Source organism: Bradyrhizobium sp. CCGUVB23, from assembly GCF_024199885.1.
Taxonomy (GTDB): Bacteria; Pseudomonadota; Alphaproteobacteria; order Rhizobiales; family Xanthobacteraceae; genus Bradyrhizobium.
This window is the reverse complement of record NZ_JANADQ010000001.1, coordinates 4,211,343-4,228,207: the sequence shown is the minus strand read 5'-3', so window position 1 is coordinate 4,228,207 and position 16,865 is coordinate 4,211,343. Positions and strand designations below refer to the sequence as shown.

The 16,865-nt window shown below is 65.5% G+C and carries 17 protein-coding genes; 6 read left to right on the top strand and 11 right to left on the bottom strand.

The annotated features are described in order from the left end of the window. Positions 1–120 precede the first annotated feature (120 nt). Positions 121–1,815, bottom strand: coding sequence for a bifunctional diguanylate cyclase/phosphodiesterase (locus NLN62_RS19300; protein ID WP_254109852.1), 1,695 nt, complete (start codon positions 1,813–1,815; stop codon positions 121–123). 234 nt (positions 1,816–2,049) lie between these two features. On the opposite strand from NLN62_RS19300, the gene NLN62_RS19295 reads away from it, so the two are divergent. Further along, positions 2,050–2,313, top strand: a complete 264-nt coding sequence (locus tag NLN62_RS19295; RefSeq protein ID WP_254109851.1) for a hypothetical protein — start codon at positions 2,050–2,052, stop codon at positions 2,311–2,313. Positions 2,314–2,363: 50 nt separating this feature from the next. Here the strand turns inward: NLN62_RS19295 and NLN62_RS19290 are convergent, their stop codons facing one another. The 3 genes from NLN62_RS19290 to mtgA all read right to left on the bottom strand — a co-directional run bounded on the left by NLN62_RS19290 (position 2,364) and on the right by mtgA (position 4,178). After that, entirely contained in the window at positions 2,364–3,014 is a 651-nt protein-coding gene (locus NLN62_RS19290) for a hypothetical protein (protein ID WP_254113548.1), read from the bottom strand. Positions 3,015–3,154: 140 nt separating this feature from the next. Continuing rightward, a complete protein-coding gene (gene rpmF / locus NLN62_RS19285; RefSeq protein ID WP_024509484.1) occupies positions 3,155–3,337 on the bottom strand; it encodes a 50S ribosomal protein L32 in 183 nt (60 codons plus the stop codon). Between the two features lie 163 nt (positions 3,338–3,500). Continuing rightward, on the bottom strand, positions 3,501–4,178 hold the full coding sequence (gene mtgA, locus NLN62_RS19280) for a monofunctional biosynthetic peptidoglycan transglycosylase (protein WP_035662871.1): 678 nt from the start codon (positions 4,176–4,178) through the stop codon (positions 3,501–3,503). Positions 4,179–4,339: 161 nt separating this feature from the next. On the opposite strand from mtgA, the gene NLN62_RS19275 reads away from it, so the two are divergent. Both NLN62_RS19275 and NLN62_RS19270 read left to right on the top strand, forming a co-directional pair. Next, positions 4,340–5,263 carry a polyprenyl synthetase family protein gene (locus NLN62_RS19275; protein ID WP_027524026.1) on the top strand — a complete coding sequence of 308 codons (924 nt, stop codon included), beginning with the start codon at positions 4,340–4,342 and terminating at the stop codon, positions 5,261–5,263. A 90-nt stretch (positions 5,264–5,353) separates the two neighbouring features. Then, positions 5,354–6,034 carry a DUF1345 domain-containing protein gene (locus tag NLN62_RS19270; RefSeq protein WP_035662844.1) on the top strand — a complete coding sequence of 227 codons (681 nt, stop codon included), beginning with the start codon at positions 5,354–5,356 and terminating at the stop codon, positions 6,032–6,034. A 50-nt stretch (positions 6,035–6,084) separates the two neighbouring features. Here NLN62_RS19270 and NLN62_RS19265 read toward each other — a convergent pair whose 3' ends face one another. Both NLN62_RS19265 and NLN62_RS19260 read right to left on the bottom strand, forming a co-directional pair. After that, positions 6,085–7,866, bottom strand: a complete 1,782-nt coding sequence (locus NLN62_RS19265; protein ID WP_254109850.1) for a caspase family protein — start codon at positions 7,864–7,866, stop codon at positions 6,085–6,087. 210 nt (positions 7,867–8,076) lie between these two features. Further along, the gene (locus tag NLN62_RS19260; RefSeq protein ID WP_027524023.1) at positions 8,077–8,499 is read right to left on the bottom strand and encodes a GFA family protein; all 423 of its coding nucleotides are present in this window, start codon (positions 8,497–8,499) and stop codon (positions 8,077–8,079) included. A 149-nt stretch (positions 8,500–8,648) separates the two neighbouring features. Between NLN62_RS19260 and NLN62_RS19255 the strand changes: the two genes are divergently transcribed. The 3 genes from NLN62_RS19255 to NLN62_RS19245 all read left to right on the top strand — a co-directional run bounded on the left by NLN62_RS19255 (position 8,649) and on the right by NLN62_RS19245 (position 11,854). After that, entirely contained in the window at positions 8,649–9,023 is a 375-nt protein-coding gene (locus NLN62_RS19255) for a nuclear transport factor 2 family protein (RefSeq protein WP_027524022.1), read from the top strand. Positions 9,024–9,340: 317 nt separating this feature from the next. Beyond that, complete coding sequence (gene bla / locus NLN62_RS19250; RefSeq protein ID WP_027524020.1) at positions 9,341–10,198, top strand: class A beta-lactamase; 858 nt, start codon at positions 9,341–9,343, stop codon at positions 10,196–10,198. A gap of 48 nt (positions 10,199–10,246) precedes the next feature. Next, positions 10,247–11,854 (top strand): Na+/H+ antiporter, encoded by a 1,608-nt coding sequence (locus NLN62_RS19245; protein ID WP_254109849.1) that lies wholly within the window; start codon positions 10,247–10,249, stop codon positions 11,852–11,854. A 115-nt stretch (positions 11,855–11,969) separates the two neighbouring features. Here NLN62_RS19245 and NLN62_RS19240 read toward each other — a convergent pair whose 3' ends face one another. The 5 genes from NLN62_RS19240 to NLN62_RS19220 form a co-directional block, all read right to left on the bottom strand. Beyond that, the gene (locus NLN62_RS19240) at positions 11,970–12,791 is read right to left on the bottom strand and encodes an N-acetylmuramoyl-L-alanine amidase (RefSeq protein WP_254109848.1); all 822 of its coding nucleotides are present in this window, start codon (positions 12,789–12,791) and stop codon (positions 11,970–11,972) included. Between the two features lie 3 nt (positions 12,792–12,794). Next, entirely contained in the window at positions 12,795–13,691 is an 897-nt protein-coding gene (locus tag NLN62_RS19235) for a TauD/TfdA family dioxygenase (RefSeq protein ID WP_027524017.1), read from the bottom strand. 285 nt (positions 13,692–13,976) lie between these two features. Then, positions 13,977–15,260, bottom strand: a complete 1,284-nt coding sequence (gene ispG / locus NLN62_RS19230) for a flavodoxin-dependent (E)-4-hydroxy-3-methylbut-2-enyl-diphosphate synthase (RefSeq protein ID WP_027524016.1) — start codon at positions 15,258–15,260, stop codon at positions 13,977–13,979. A gap of 12 nt (positions 15,261–15,272) precedes the next feature. Beyond that, the gene (locus NLN62_RS19225; RefSeq protein ID WP_371932999.1) at positions 15,273–16,226 is read right to left on the bottom strand and encodes a DMT family transporter; all 954 of its coding nucleotides are present in this window, start codon (positions 16,224–16,226) and stop codon (positions 15,273–15,275) included. Positions 16,227–16,260: 34 nt separating this feature from the next. Continuing rightward, positions 16,261–16,752: a Fur family transcriptional regulator gene (locus tag NLN62_RS19220; protein WP_027524014.1), complete on the bottom strand. Its 492-nt coding sequence runs from the start codon at positions 16,750–16,752 to the stop codon at positions 16,261–16,263. Positions 16,753–16,865 lie beyond the last annotated feature (113 nt).

Genomic DNA, 16,865 nt, shown 5'->3' with positions numbered 1-16,865 from the left:
ACACGGCGATACATGGCTGTGCCTCCCCGTCGCATTTCGGTTCGCGCAGGGTGGCACGACGGCTACGTCATGCCAAGCCATCGGGCGTCCACGCCGGAGGCAGGCGCCACAGGCGGGCCGCTATCCTATGGCCGGCATCACGCGATCGGGCGACACCCCCCACGGCCGCTCGGCTGAGGCGAGGCCGATCAGGCGGCCCTGGATGTAGTCGCAGCCCCAGTCGCGCAGCATGTTTGCCGCTTCCTCGTCCTGCACCCATTCGGCGACGGTCTTGATGTCGAGGCGGCGCGCGAGGTCGAGCAGGGTCTGCACGAAGGCGCGATCGTCGGCGGAACGGGTGATGTTCTGCACGAAGGCGCCGTCGATCTTGACGATGTCGACGCCGAGCTTGCGCAGGTTGCGGAACGAGGTGTAGCCGGCACCGAAATCGTCGATGGCGATGCGGCTGCCGAAATGCTTGAGACGGCCGACGAAGGCGCGGACGTCGTCGATGTCCTGGATCGCCACCGTCTCGGTGATCTCGACGATCAGCCGCTCGGCAACGCCCGGATGGGCCTGCATCAGCGATTCGATTCCCGCCCACCAGTCGGGATCCATGGTGGTATCGGGCGAGATGTTGAGGCTGAGCCTGACCTCGGGCGAGGCGGCAAGCTCGGCGACGACGAGCTCGAGCACGCGATGGTCGACGAGGCGGATGAGGCCGAGCCGCTCGGCCACCGGCACGATGTCGGGCGCGAGCAGCGTCCGCCCGTCGCCCTGCTCCATCCGCACCAGGCATTCATAGAATGCGCCGTCGCGCGTCGCGGCCGAGACGACCGGCTCATAGGCGAGCACGATGCGACGGTCGTTCAGCGCGGTGACGATCTCGTCGGTGACACGGATGTTGACGCGGCGCTGCGCGTCGCGCTCTGCATTCGGCCGCCAGGTACCGAACGAGCCGGCGCGGCGGCGTTTGGCGGCATCCAGCGTCTCGTGCGCGCGGTTGATCGCTTCATCGGTGTTGCGGGCATAGCGGGGAACGCCGACCGCGCCGATCGAGGCGGTGACCGAAACCGGGCCCGACTTGGTCGGCACCACTTCGTCGCGAATGCCGGCAAGGAAGCGCTCGGCGGCGACGTTCATGTCGTCAATGGTGCAGTTCTTCAAGATGAGGCCGAACTTGTTGCCTGAGAAGCGCCCGAGCACGTCGCCGCCGCGAAGCCGCGCGCGAATGCGTTTTGCCACGTCGAGGATCACGGCGTCCGCAACGTCGAAGCCGAAGGCGTCGTTGACGCGGGCGAGATGATCGATCCCGACCAGCATGAAGGCGCTGGAGGAGCGGAAGCGGATTGACTCCTCGATCGCCTCGGCGAGCGCCGCGATCAGATGCGTGCGGTTGAGCTCGCCGGTCAGGGGATCGAGCCGGGCGAGCTTTGCAAGCTCTTCGTCGCGGGCGTGGCGCTCATTGTTGATGCGGACGGCGCCGATCGCACGGACCGGCCGGCCATCGGGACCTGCGAACCACCGGCCGGTCTCCTCGATCCAGACCACGGGGTCGGAAGCGCTCATGCGCACGCCATATTCGGCACGGTAGGGCGTGCCGTCGGCGCCGTGCACGGCCGGCGACTGGGCCAGGGCGGCCGTGCGCAGCGACTGCGACGGCTCGATCAGGCGGGCGAAGTCCGCGCCGGTCGCCAGCCGCTCGGCGGGGATGCCGGGGAAGACGGAACCGACCTGCTCGCCCCACTGAATCGCATCGCTCGCGATATCCCAGATGAAGACGGCCTCGCCGAGGGAGGCCAGGATGTCGGAGGCTTGCGGCAGGGCAGCGGTCAAAGGCGCCTCGTTTCGGGACAGCGGAGACGGTCTCGCACTCCTGAGGATAAAGCGAGATTCGGCTTTGACCCTAGGCAAAGTTCATAAACAATTTGGAAACCACGTTTCGAAGCTGGTCCGGAACCAGAACGGCCCCGCCGGCATAGACCTTGCGAGTACCTCACACGCACGGCGACCCGCGTCCCGAAACGCGACAGTCTCGCCGGATTTCGAGCCGGATTAACGGTGTTTGCGATGGTGAGTACGGACCGAGCAGAGGAAGCGGAAGGCGGCACCGGGACCGCCCTGGTCCTGCTGACCCCGACGCTCGCATTGGCGCACAAGGTGGTGGTGCTGCCCCGCCCCGACCCGAGCTTCGTCACCCAGCTCATCGCCAATGCCGAGCACCTGCCGCAGGCGAGCCGGCTGCGCCGGGCGAGCCCCGCCGATGCGAACATGGCCTATGGCCATAAGCGCCCGCTGGGCACCGTGAGCGCCAGGACGCGCCAGGTGGCATGAAGGACGTTGGTTAGTTTCGCAATCCGAGCCGCGAGGCACCCTTAGCGCGATCAGCGCTGCGGCGTATCCGGCGACGTCGGCGTGCCGTTGCTCGGCTGCAGATGCGGCGAAGGGATTTCCGGCGAGGGCGCGGCTTGCGGTGCTTTTGGCGCGGGGGGATCCATCAGCACGGACTCGGCGACGGACTGCGCGGATGGCGCGGGTGCAGGAGGCACGACCGGTGCGGGTTGCGGTGCAGGCGCCATGCGCGGCTCGACGACCGGCTCGTCCGCCTCCTCCTCGACCTGACGGCGCGCCTTGCGCGGTGCGGGCGCTGCCTCGGTCACATAGGCGCGGCGACGGGTACGCTGGGCGACGCCGCCGAAGAAATCGGCCATCGCAAGCAGCACAAGCAGGAAAAAGGTGGAGTTGCCGAACTTCTCCGGCCACATGACGAATTCGGCCGCGGCCGCGCCGAACACGATCAGCGACAGCAGATGGTCCATCAGGAATTTCGCGCCGGGCCGCGCGCCCTTGACGATCTCGAGCAGCAGCAGCACCACACCGAGTGCCAGCAGCAGGTCACTCAGCGTCACCGGCCAGACCTGGCCCTCAAGCATCGGCACCTTGAAAAGCACGGCCGTGAAGGACACGTCGTGCATCAGGAACACGATGATGTTGTAGACCGCGAGCGGAATGAGAAGCAGCGGGAAACCGACCATCGCGTGCGCGCCTTCCTGATCGAGACATCCGGGCAGGACAATGCGGCGGCGAAGCGTTTGCTCCGCCGCCGTCACCGTCTTAACTCACTGATTGGCCGAATCCAGGCGGGTCAATCGCCTCGCCTGTTGATACGCCGGCCTCAGGACTCTTTCTTCTTCAGGACCTGCCGGCCCTTGTACATGCCGGTCTTGAGGTCGAGATGGTGCGGGCGGCGGAGCTCGCCGGAGTCCTTGTCCTCGACATAGGTTGGCTTCTTCAGCGCGTCAGCCGAGCGGCGCATGCCACGGCGCGACGGCGAGGTTTTTCTTCTCGGAACGGCCATTATAAATATCCTCTAGGGATTGGTGTTCGGGGCATCGTCCGGCCTTCCGGACGGCTCAGCACCCGCAAACGGGGCGAGCTGAATGCTGATCAAGGCCGGGCTTATAGAGGAAGGCTGCTCGTAAAGCTAGGGTTTTGGGGCGGAAAAAGCACCCGAAATGGGCTCAAAATCCGCGATTTTCCCGCCAACAGGTCGAAACGGCCTGCGCCCGCGCCATATAGGTCACCGCCAGCCGCCGCACCCCCGGTCCCGGCGTACGGGCGCTGCGTTTGACCGGGTTTGGCAGGATCGCGGCCAAAAGCCCCGACTCCCGGGGCGAGAGACTGGCTGCGGACTTGCCGAAGGCATAGGCGCTGCCCGCTTCTACCCCGAACTGCCCCTGAGGGCCGAGCTCGGCAATATTCAGGTAAATCTCGAGAATCCGGTGTTTCGGCAGAACGAAGTCGATCCACAGCGCCAGCGGAAACTCCAGCACTTTCCGGATAGGATCCCGTCCCTGCCAGAGGAACAGGTTTTTGGCCACCTGCTGGGTGATGGTGGAGGCGCCGCGGAACGGCGTTCCGTCCTCTTGCGCATCGTCGATCGCCTCGCGCAGCGCGCCCCAGTCGATGCCGTGATGCTTGCAGAAATGGGCATCTTCAGCCCCGACCACCGCGCGCGGCAAATAGGGCGACATCGCCGAAAGTTCGATCCACTGCCGCTGCATCGGAGCACCGCGAAGGGAGCGCCAGACCATCAGCGTCGAGACCGGGTGGCCGGCACGGTAGAATGGCGCAATCAGATAGGGCAGGAGCGCCGCAACGGTCAGCACCAGAGCCAGGGTTTTGACGATGCGAAAAATCGACCTTGTCCTGCGCCAAAATGGAAGTGATGAACCGGCCCGGCGATTAAGCCTGTGATAATTCGGGGCTTTTCCAGCAGTTTTAAGGCGTTCCAAGTGATTGACGGAAGCGCCCGCATAAAGGATTGTCCGGCCGAATTTTAGTTCTGGAGCCCTTCTTGATGACCGGCACGACCCCGTCCGATTTCGCTAAACGCCTGGACAAGACCGCTGACGATACCGAGGCCCTGCTGGCCAGGCTGTTGTCGGACGACATCCTGCCAGACGAGATCGCGCGCCCCAAGCGGCTGATGGACGCGATGCGCTATTCGAGCCTCGGCGGGGGCAAACGCCTGCGGCCGTTCCTGGTGGTCGAGAGCGCCGCGGTGTTCGACGTGCCGCGCGAGGCCGCCTTGCTCGTGGGCGCCGCGCTCGAGTGCATCCACTGCTATTCGCTGATCCATGACGATCTGCCGTCGATGGACAATTCCGACCTGCGCCGCGGACGCCCGACGCTGCACAAGCAGACCGACGACGCCACCGCGATCCTCGCCGGCGACGGGCTCTTGACGCTCGCCTTCGACATCGTCACCCGCGACGAGATCCATCGCGACGCCAATGTCCGGCTCCTGCTCACGCGCGCGCTGGCGCGCTGCGCCGGCATCGGCGGCATGGTCGGCGGGCAGATGCTCGATCTCGCCGGTGAAGGCCGCTTCGGCGATCGCGAGCCGGTCGACGTCGCACGCATCCAGCAGATGAAGACCGGCGCGCTGTTGCGCTATGGCTGCATCGCCGGCGCGATCCTGGGACAAGCCACCGCGAAGGAGTATCAGGCGCTCGACGATTACGGCCGCGCGCTCGGCGAAGCCTTCCAGATCGCCGACGACCTGCTCGACGTCGAGGGCGATGCGGCGGCGCTCGGCAAGCCCTCGGGCCAGGACGCAGCGCTTGGCAAGACCACCTTCGTCACCCAGCTCGGCATCGAGGGCGCCAAGCAGCGCGTGAGTGACCTGCTCGCGCGCGCGGACGCCGCCGTCTCGATCTTCGGCGACCGCGCCGCGGTGCTGCAGGCAGCAGCGCGGTTCGTGGCGGAGCGGAAGAACTAGGCTTTCAAGGACGAAATTGACCAGCCCTCACCCGCAAGCGGGAGAGGGAGTGCACCTGCAACGCGGCGGCAGTCCGGGACATTGAAGGCCATGGACCAAGAAGATCCCGTCCTCATCCGCTTCCGCAAGATGTCGCGACCGGTGCGCGTGGTTTATGCGCGGCCGCGGACCTTCATCGCGCTCGGCGTCGGCGTTCTCGTCTGCCTGCTGCTGCCCGGCTCGTTGCGGCTGGTGACACGGCTCTTGCTCGGCTGGGACGCGCTGATCACGGTCTATCTCGTGCTCGTCTACAGCATGATGCTGAACCAGGACCACAGCCACATCCGCCGGGCCGCCGTCATGCAGGACGACGGCCGCTTCGTACTGCTGCTGGTGATAGCGATGGGCGCATTCGCGAGCATCGCGGCCATCGTTGCCGAACTCGGCACCCATCGCGGCGTCGGCGAACTCTCGCTCGCGATCTCGACCATCGCGCTGTCATGGGCTGCCGTGCACACGACCTTCGCGCTGCATTACGCCCACGACTACTACCGCCACGCCAAGCCGGGCGGCCTGCAATTTCCGAGCGGCGACAAGGACGACCACGCCGACTACTGGGACTTCGTCTATTTTTCCTTCGTGATCGGCATGACCGCACAGGTCTCCGACGTCGGCATCACCGACAAGACCATCCGCCGCACCGCGACCGCGCACGGCATCGTCTCGTTCATCTACAATACGGCGTTGCTGGCACTGACGGTGAACATCGCGGCAAGCGCGATCGCGACGTAGGCTGCATCCTTGGAGTCGTCCTGGCGAAAGCCAGGACGACGTCAGGGAGCTCAGTCGCAGATCTCCGGGTTGGGGTCGGCGCCATAGCCACCGCCACCGCGAAATCCGAGATGACAGCCGCGCTTGACCGGGCGGCAGATGAGGTCGTTGCAATAGATCTGACCGCTGCCTCCCGAGGCGCGGCCTCCGGCCGCCGCAGCGGCGGCGCCAGCCTGTGGACGCTGTTTTGCCGGACGATCCTGCTGCTGGCCGTCGTCGCGCTTGGCGGTGCTCGCGGGCGGCTTGCCGCGCTTCTTCTCGCATTCATTGTCGTCGTTCAGCACATAGCCGTCGCCGCATACGATCTTGGTGCACTTGTCGCCATCCGCCCTGAAGCCGCGATCGCAGACCCGCGGGCAGACCCGCGACGGCTTGGCCTTGACCGCGTCGAGCGCATCGGTGCTTGCGACCTTCACGTCGAGCTTGGTGCCGGCGTAGCGGTTGAACTGCGACAGCGAGCGCTGCGAGGCCGTATTCCAGTTGCCGTCGGCTCGACCTGAGAAGCAGCCGACGCGGCCGAGCTCGGTCTGCACCGAGCGGGTCAGGTCGGCTGGTGCGCTCGGTGTCAGCGCGGCAACGTTGGTGCCGGGTGGATTGTTCGCCTTGACGGTCGAGCCGTCGGGCGCAGCGCCAGCCAGATTGACGCGCTGCTGCTCGGCGGCGGCCGCCTGCTGCTGCGCCTGCTCCTTGGCCTTCTGGGCGGTGAGCTGCGCCTGCTCGGCAGCCTTTGCATCGGCCTCGGCCTTGGCCTGCTCCTCCTTCTGCGCCCCGGCTGCGGCAAGACGATCGCGCTCGGCTTCCGCCTGCTTCGCCTTGGCGGTCGCCGCCGCATGCGCCTCTTCGGCCGCGATCTTGTCGAGCTGGAGTTTTGCCAGGCTCGAATAGAAGCCGTTCGGATGCTGGACCAGGAAGGCATCCCACGCCGCCTTGTTGCCGACCTGGAGCGCGAGCTCATAGTCGCGCCGCACCTCGGCCTGCGCATTGACGGCCGGCTGGGCCGGCGCGACCGCCGCGATCTTGGCCGGCACCAGCGGCACGTCGTCGCCGCCGAGCGAGCCGTACACGAACGGCTCCTGCTTGTAGTTGGTGGTCTTCAAGACGTCGTCGCGCACGAAGCCGAAGGCACGGCGCACGTCGAGGCCTGGCGTCGTCAGATGCTTCGCCAGCGCGATCGTGAACGGGCTGTTGCTGCCGTCGCCGTCCTGGGCCGTGGAGCCGGCCTTGGCCGAATATGCAATCAGCGTGTTGGGGCTGGTCGGCTCGACCTGGGCGAGGCCGCGCCCGATCCCGCGCGAGGCGATCGTGCGTTTCATGGTCTTGCCGAAGGGATTGTCGCGGCAGGCGTCGAGGATCACCAGACGAAGCTGCTTGGCCGGCTCGATCGCGACCAGGACGCGGTCCAGTGACAGCGCTTCGTCATAGACGTCGGTGTCGCGCTCGAGCTTGGCGTCGACGGGGATCAGATAGTTTGCGCCGTCAACCTCGATGCCGTGGCCGGCATAATAGACGACGGCGATATCGGCATCGCGCGCGGAGTCGGCGAATTCGCGCAGCGCGCGGCGGGTCTCCAGCGCCGGCAGGTCGTGGCGGGCGTCGACCACATCGAACCCGGCCTCCTTCAGCGTCTTCGCGATGACGGCCCCGTCATTGTCGGGATTCGCGAGCTGCGGCGCATTCTGATAGGCGGAATTGGAGAGCACCAGCGCGACGCGCTTGCCGGCAAAGGCGGGCCCGGCGCCGAGCAGCAGCGCGAGCACGAGGAGAAGCGGGCAAAATCTGAACAGGCTGCGCATGACGGAACTTCCAGCTCCCTTTTGGATCTACCTAGCAACATCCGCGTCATCCGCTTGTGACGAAGGTCACAGCTTGTGACTCACAGCTTGTGACCGGGTCCACAGCTTGTAACCGAGGTCACGAAGGGCGCGACAGCTCGCGAGCAAAGCCCTTTTTGTTAGTGTCGCCAGAAGGGTAGCGGTTCGCAGGATCAGGCGTTTCCGGCCCGCTCAGCCGGCTCCGACGTGCCCGCGGTGCTGCGGCAGATTGTCCGTGATCTCGTACCAGGGCGCCTTCGAGCCGACGAACATATGCGCAGTGGGGCGGATCGAGGGATCGTCGAGCAGGGTTCCCATGGTCACGTGGACCCAGTGCCCCTCGCGCACCACCGAATAAAGCAGCGAGCCACAGCGGGCGCAATGCGCATCATGAGTCATCTCGTCGCCATAGATCAGCCGCGCATCCTCGCCCGCGACCACGCAGAACTTGTGCCGCTCGATCCCCGCGAACGGCTTGAAGGCGGAGCCGGTGGTGCGGCGGCAATCCGAACAATGGCAATTCAGCGCATAGACGAATTCATCCGCGACGTCGTACTGCACGGCGCCGCAGTAACATTTCCCAGCGAGGCGGCGACGGCTTGTCGAGCTTGTCACGATCTTTCTCCAGCGCGGAATGCGGCATGACAATCTAGCGGGTCGGCCAGCCTGTGCCGATCAGCTTTTCGCGAGCAAAACGCTGGCGGTTTCGCGAGGTCCGCCCTACGTTCTCTCGTCGCGGCAACGTGCCAGGGAAGGAGAGAAGCATGGGGTATGACCGTTCGAGTGTCGAGGCCGTGGTGCAAGGCTATTTCGATGCGCTCTATGAAGGCGACGCCGACAAACTCGGCGCGGTGTTCCATCCCTCCGCCGATCTGCGCTGGGTGGAAAAGGGCGAGCTCAAGATCCTGACGGTGCCGGACTGGCTCGCCTGGGTGCGCAAGCGCGCCTCCGCAAAGTCGGAAGGCAAGCCGCGCGAGGATTTCATCGTCACCATCGACCGCTCGGACGACAAGACCGCCTTCATCAAGGCCAAATGCCAACTGCCGCCGCGCTACTTCACCGACTATCTCGTGGCGATGAAGCTCGCCGACGGCTGGCAGATCGTGTCGAAGTCGTATCGGTATGATCTGAAGGATTGAGGGACGGCGGCCGCGGCGGTTGGGCGTCGCGATCGAAGACGTTCCTCAATTTTTCCGTCATTGCGAGCGAAGCGAAGCAATCCAGATTCTTGCGCGGAGACAGTCTGGATTGCTTCGTCGCTGCGCTCCTCGCAATGACGGCGGGAGAGATCGCACACCGCACCGTGCTTCGTTACTGCATTTCGCGGCGACGCGTTCACACCAGCGCGATGAGCGACGTGTCGCCATAGATTTGTCAGAACAATCAATGACACCGTCGTGAGCGCACTCATGACATCTCCGCAATGCCTCACCCCAATCCTGCCTGAAAGATCCCCATGCTGCTCGATCGTCGTTCCCTGCTCGCTTCTTTGTGCGCGCTGGCCGCACGTCCCGTATTTGCTGAAGGCGCACCGCCTGCACTTGAAACCTACGAGCGCGAGAGCGGCGGGCGGGTCGGCTTCTATGCTGAAAATCTCAGCTCCGGCAAAAAGCTCGGCTGGCGCGCCGACGAGCGGTTTGTCATGTGCTCTACGTTCAAGGCATCGCTGGCGGCCTGCGTGCTGGCGCGGGTCGATCGCGGCGAGGACCAGCTTTCGGCGATGATCGGCTATGGCCGGGACGACCTGCTCGACTATGCGCCGGTGGCGAGGGAGAACCTTTCGAAAGGCGCAATGTCAGTCGCCGACATGTGCAAGGCCAGTGTCGAGCTCAGCGACAACACCTGCGCCAATCTCCTGCTGGCGCGGATCGGGGGACCGGCGGCACTCACCGCGTTCTGGCGCTCGCTCGGCGACACCACCTCGCGGCTCGACCACAACGAGCCCGAGCTCAACCGTTCGCCGCCGGGCGACCCGCACGACACGACCACGCCCTCTGCCATGGCCGGCAATTTCCGCCGGCTCGTGCTCGGCGAAGCCTTGTCTGCGGCTTCGCGCGCGCAACTCACCGAGTGGATGGTGAATTGCAAGACCGGCGCAAAACGGCTGCGCGCCGGCTTGCCGGGAACCTGGAGGATCGGCGACAAGACCGGCAACAACGGCAAGGACGCTTCCGGCGATATCGTGGTGGCGTGGCCGAAGCCCGATACGCCGATCCTGATTGCGGCCTACACCCAGGGCGGCACGCCGAACGCCGCGCAGATCGATACGGTGTTCGCTTCCATCGGAAAGACGGTCGCCGCGCAGCTGGGATGATCCCGCCGCATTGACCTCGGCCGCGCTTCCGGGCCAAGTGAAAGAATGGTGGAAGCGCGATTTCAGATCTTTCTGATCCTGCTCGGCGTGCTCGCCGGTACGGCGCTGGTGGCCCGGCGCCTCAACATCGCGCCCGCCATCCTCTTGATGCTGGCCGGCGTGGGCCTGGCCTTCGTGCCGGGCATGCCGCGTGTCGAGCTGCCGCCGGAGCTCGTGCTGCTGCTGGTGCTGCCGCCGCTGATCTACTCGGCGAGCGTCGCCATGAGCTGGCGCGAGTTCAGGAACAATCTGCGCCCGATCGTGCTGCTCGCGGTCGGCTGCGTGATCTTCACAGCGGCGATGGTGGCAACCGCTGCGCATTTCCTGATCGGCATGCCCTGGACCACCGGCTTCCTGTTAGGTGCCATCGTCGCGCCGCCCGACGTGGTGGCGCCGCTTGCGATCGCACGCAAGCTGCACATACCGCGCCGTATCCTGGTGGTGCTCGAAGGCGAAGGGCTTGCCAACGATGCCACCGCGCTGATCCTCTACCGCTTCGCGCTCGCCGCGATCATGACCGGCAGCTTCTCGCTGCCGCTTGCGACCGGCGAATTCCTCCTCATCATCGCCGGCGAGGTCGCCTACGGCATCGGGGTCGGCTGGCTCTCCTTGCGCGCCCGCAAATGGGCCCGCGACTCGCAGGTCGAGATCACGCTGTCGCTGATCACGCCCTACCTCGCCTATTGGCTGCCCGAGCATGTCGGCGGAAGCGGCGTGATCGCCACCGTCGCCTGCGGGCTCTATGTGAGCTGGAACGGGCCGTTGTGGATTTCATCGGCGACGCGCCTGCAGGGCATCTTCTTCTGGGACCTCGTGATCTACCTGATCGAGGGCATCCTGTTCCTGCTCACCGGTTTCCAGATGCGCGCTCTCTATGAGCAGTCGAAGGCGTTTCCGCTCGACGAGATCCTGATCGCGACTGGCGTGGTCGTGGTCATCGTGGTCATCGCGCGCTTTGCATGGCTCTATCCCGCAACCTACCTGCCGCGGATATTGAGCCCGAGCCTGCGCCGGCGCGATCCCTCGCCGCCCTGGCAATGGGTGTTCACCCTGGCCTTCACCGGCGTGCGCGGTGCGGTGTCGCTCGCGGCGGCGCTGGCGCTGCCCTTCGTGCTGCCAGGCGGCCAGGCCTTCCCCTATCGTGACCTGATCCTGTTCGTCGCCTTTGGCGTCATCTTCGTCACGCTGGTCGGCGTCGGCCTCGGCCTGCCCAAGGTGGTGCGATGGCTCGGCGTGGCCCAAGCCGGCCGCTCCGAACACGTTGCCGAGCACGAGGCCGAGATCGCCGCACGGCGCCAGGCGCTCGATGCCGCCCTGAGGTCGCTCGATACGCTCGCCGCGGAGAAGGAGCTGTCTGGCGAGGTCGTGCACCTGTTGCGCGCCCGGCACGAAATCCGCGCCAGCCAGCTTCCCGATTCGCTCGAACCGAGCCGCCACGACGTCTCCGCCGCCGGCACCGCGCTGACGCGCGAGCTGATCAGTGCCGAGCGCAGGTTCATCCATGAGCTCCTGCGCGAGGGCAAGATCACCGACGAAGCAAGGCGACGAATCGAGCGCGATCTCGATCTGGAGGAAGCAAGCCTGGCGAACCGGGAGTTTCAGAGGGTGCCGCTGTGAATGGGCGGGTGTCTCCGCCCATCGTCATTGCGAGCGCAGCGAAGCAATCCAGAGTCTTTCCGCGGCGACAGTCTGGATTGCTTCGCTGCGCTCGCAATGACGGTGTTGCACCAGACTAGCGTTTCTCGCAGAATTCCTCCATGGCGGCGGCTACCGCTGACGCAATCATCTGCTGCCGCTCCGGCGAGTTCATCGCCATCTCCTCGTCACGGTTGATGATCGAGCCGGCCTCGAGCAGCACCGCGGCGCTTCTCGTGCGTGAGAGCACGACGAGCTGGTCGTAGCGATAGACCCCGACATCCTTGTCCAGCAGTTCGTGACGATAGCGGCCCATCAGCGGCAGCGTGTACTGGTGCGCGTAAGTCAGGTCCTGCGCCTTCAGCTCCTTACCCACGAGCCGGGCGAACGCGAGGCTCGCTGCGTATCGCGGGTTCTGCCGCGAGACGAACAGCGAATAGCCGGAGAAGCGGTCGCTGAAATGGCTTTTTGCGCCCTCGAACTCCCACTGCTCCAAAAATTTGTCCGGCACGGCGTCGTGATGAATCGACAGGAAGAGATCGGCCCGCCAGTCGTTGGCGGCGTTGACGCGCTTGAACAGGCTCGGCCTCGCCCGGCCTTCCGTCACCAGCAGACGCGTCGTGGCAAAACCTTCCGACTTCAGTTTCTCCGAGATGAGCCTGGCAAGCCGGAGATTGAACGCGAACTCGGGATCGTTGCGAGCGCTGTCCGCGCCAAGCGCTTCGGCGGTGTGGCCGACGTCCACGACGATGCGGAATCTGGCCGGCTCACATTTTTCGGGCGCGAGCTTGGGATTGGGCCTGGGCTTCGCGCGCACGATCTTCCGCGCCGGTACGGCATGCCTCGCATCGACCGGCGCGAGCAACAGCGGAAGAAGCGAAGCAACGACCGCTGCAATGATGGCCCTCACGGACGCCAAGCGCTACACCGGCCGCTCCCCCTTCACCGTCACGCGCGTCCCTGACCGTGTGTGCGGCCAGTAGTCCCACATCGCGCGGTGCTGGGTGCAGCGGTTGTCCCAGAAGGCGATGGCGTTCTCGGTCCAGCGGAAGCGGCACTGGAACAGCGGGTTTTCCGCGTGCTGATAGAGATAAGCGAGCATCGCGTCGCTCTCGTCGCGGGGAATGCCGTTGATGTTGCGGGTAAAGCCGCGGTTGACGTAGAGGGCCTTCTTGCCCGTGACGGGGTGCGTGCGCACCACGGGGTGCTCGGCATGCGGGTAGCTTTGCTTGTCGGCGACGCCGTAATTGGCGTAGAGCCCGCGATAGATCGGCTCGCCGTCATGCAGCGCGATGAGGCCGTCGAGATAGGCTTTCATGCGGTCCGACAGCGCCTCATAGGCCGCATACATGTTGGCGAACAGCGTGTCGCCGCCGCGCGGCGGGCATTGCTTGATGTAGAGGATCGAGCCCATCGGCGGCTCGAGATCGCAGGACACATCGGAATGCCAACCCTCGCCATTGGCGCGCGGCGAGTTCTTGTCGGCATAGATCTTCATCAGCGCGGGATCGTCGTCCTCATGCGGAGCGGCGGGATGAAAATGCAGCTCGCCGAACTTGCGTCCGAAGGCGAGATGCTGCTGCGGCGTGATGTGCTGGTCCCGGAAGAAGATGACGAGGTTTTCGGCCAGCGCGCGATGGACTTCGTCCATCTGCCGGTTGGAGCGCGCATCGTCGGACACGAGCTTGCCGATGTCCACGCCGGTGATTTCAGCGCCGATGATCGGCGTGAGTTTTTCGACGGCGATGGTCTCATACGGTGCGCCGTCGTCTGCCATGTGGCGATAGCGCGGACCCTGCTTGCCGGCGAGCGAGCTCATGGGTGTTGCTCCCAATCGTTTTGATTGAGGGCATGGTAGCGCGGATGGAGCGAAGCGCAATCCGGAGCCACAAACTCAATTCGTCGTCCCGGGGCGCGCGTAGCGCGAGCCCGGGACCCCCGCGCGAGCGCTTGCGCTCGTCGCGATAACCACAGGATTGGGTTTGGCGAAGACTCGCGTTTACCAGCTCGCGCCACAACCTCTCCCTGGAGTTATGGGTCCCGGCCTGCGCCGGGACGACAGCGGAGAATGGGCACCAGCGGAGCAAAATCACTCCGCTCAGTTCTACTCCGCCGCGGTCTCCGGCACCTTGGCGCCCTGGCCGTAACGCTGGTCGATGTAGTCGATCACCAGCGCCTTGAAGTCGGCGGCGATGCCGGGGCCGCGCAGGGTGCGGAACTTCTTGCCGTCGACGAAGACTGGCGCAGCCGGCGCTTCGCCGGTGCCGGGCAGCGAGATGCCGATATTCGCGTGCTTGGATTCGCCGGGGCCGTTGACGATGCAGCCCATGACGGCAACGTTGAGCTCTTCGACGCCGGGATATTTCGTCTTCCAGGTCGGCATCTCGTCACGGATGAAATCCTGGATCGAGCGCGCGAGTTCCTGGAACGTGGTCGAGGTGGTGCGGCCGCAGCCCGGGCAGGCCGCAACCAGCGGCACGAAGGTACGGAAGCCCATGGTCTGCAAGAGCTCCTGCGCAACCTGCACCTCACGGGTGCGGTCGCCGCCGGGCTCCGGCGTCAGCGAGATGCGGATGGTGTCGCCGATGCCCTGCTGCAGCAGGATGCCGAGCGCGGCGGACGAGGCGACGATGCCCTTGGTGCCCATGCCGGCCTCGGTGAGCCCGAGATGGATGGCGTAGTCGGAACGGCTCGCCAGGACCTCATAGACCGCGATCAGATCCTGCACCGCCGACACCTTGGCCGACAGGATGATGCGGTTCTTGGGCATGCCGAGCTCTTCGGCGCGCGCCGCCGACAGCAGCGCGGACTGCACCATGGCTTCGCGCATCACGGCGCGGGCATCGCGCGGATTGGCCGAGGCCGCGTTCTCGTCCATCAGCTTGGACAAGAGCTCCTGGTCGAGCGAGCCCCAATTGGCGCCGATGCGCACCGGCTTGTCGTGCTTGTTGGCGATCTCGATAATGTCGGCGAACTGCGTATCGCGCTTGTCCTTGAAGCCGACATTGCCGGGATTGATGCGGTACTTGTCGAGCGCTTCGGCACAGGCCGGATAGTCGGCGAGCAACTTGTGGCCGATATAATGGAAGTCGCCAATCAGGGGCGTGGTGATGCCGCGCTTGCGCAGGCCGTCGCGGATGTGCGGAACGGCGGCGGCGGCCTCCTCGCGGTCCACGGTGATGCGGACCATCTCGGAACCGGCGCGCGACAGCGCTGCGACCTGGGCGATGGTGCCGTCGATATCGGCCGTGTCGGTGTTGGTCATCGACTGCACGACGATGGGCGCGCCGCCGCCGACGGCGACGTCGCCGACCTTGACCTGGGTGGTGTTGTGGCGCGGCGCGGGCCCCGCGATGTCGGAATCGATGGTGTTTTCGGGCTTGTTCATGGGGTCCAAATATCAGGTTTTGGTGACATTCAGCAATGCATCGCGCGGGGCCGCAGCTTCTTGGCTGGGACGGTTAACCAGAAAAAGCCCAGCAATTACAAGGATGGCGGCGGCCCCGAACGTGAGGCTGAGGGTGTCATGCAGGATGAAATAGCTAGCGCCGACGCCAAACAAAGGGGTGATGAAGGTAAAAGCCGACAATTTGCTCGCCGAATAGGCCTTCACCAGCGCGAACCAAAGCGTGAACGTCGTTCCGACGACCCAGACCGCCTGGAACACCATCAGCGTGATCGAGAGCGGGCTCGGGGTATGGGGAATGGACTCGCCCAGGAGGTACGCGGCCAGGCCCAGAATCGGGATCGACATCGCGACCTGGTAACCGATGGCCTTTTCCGGCGGGGCGAAGCGCAGCCGCGTCGACTTGGCGACCAGCGTGGTCGCCGCCCACAGCGCGGCGCCGCCGACGATCATGAGGTCGCCGAGCAGGACCTGTGAATCCACGTTGGGCTGCGGCACGCCGATCGCAAGCGCCACGCCGGCAAAGCTGACGGCGAGCCCGAGCCACTGCGTGCCGCTGAGCCGCTCGCCCAGCACCTGGTAGGAGCCGAGCGCAACGAAGAACGGCGCGGTGTAGAGGAAGACCACGGCGCGCGAGGCCGGCGTGAAGCGCAGGCCCTCATAGATCAGCACGAACTCGAGGCCGAACATCAGCCCGGCGATGAGGCCTGCGGCAAGCGTGCCGTCGCGCTCGAAGAATTTTGCGCCGCGCAAGGTGCCGATGATGAACACCACCGGCAGCGCTCCCATCGAGCGGATGGTCGCCTGCAGCACCGGCGGGATATCCGGGATGACCAGCTTCACCGCGATCTGGTTGAAACCCCAGGTCAGGCACAGCATGAGCATCAGGGCGATGGCGCCGGCGCTCAGGGGGCGGCCGGCGGATGGGCTTGTTGGTTCGATCGACATATCTTCCCGGGACCGGCTTGGCGCCGTTTGTTGATTAAGAAGCTTTCTGACAATGGGTGCAGGTGCCCGTGATCTCGACCACAGACAGTTTGGGGGCAAAACCGGAGGCGCGGGCAGCCTGGTTGAGGCCTTGCGCGACGGACGCAGCCGGAATCTCGCCGACGAGGCCGCAGCGCTCGCAGATCAGGAACGCGACCGCCGAGGTCGCATCGTGGTCGTGGGCGCAGGCGAGATAGGCGTTACGGCTCTCGATGCGGTGCGCGAGGCTATTGGCCATCAGGAACTCGAGCGCGCGATAGACCGTGATCGGCGCGGGCCGCGGCATCGTTTTGGCAAGCTCGTCGATCACTTCATAGGCCCCAAGCGGACGGTGGCTCGAGAGTAGTGCCTTGAGCACCTCGCGGCGGATCGGCGTGAATTTCTGCGCGCGCTGCTCGCAGACGGCTTCCGCATGCGTCAAGGCATCCGCAGTGCAGCGGCCGTGATCGTGGTCAGGCGCGGGAAAGGCCGGCTTTACGAGGCTCATCGCGCAGGCTTTTAGCATTTCCGGACCGGGAACCCAAAGGGCGCGGCTTCGAATGGCTGCCAGCCATGCTTTTGTGGCGGAGCAGCGCCGCGTTAACTTGCCATGAAATAATC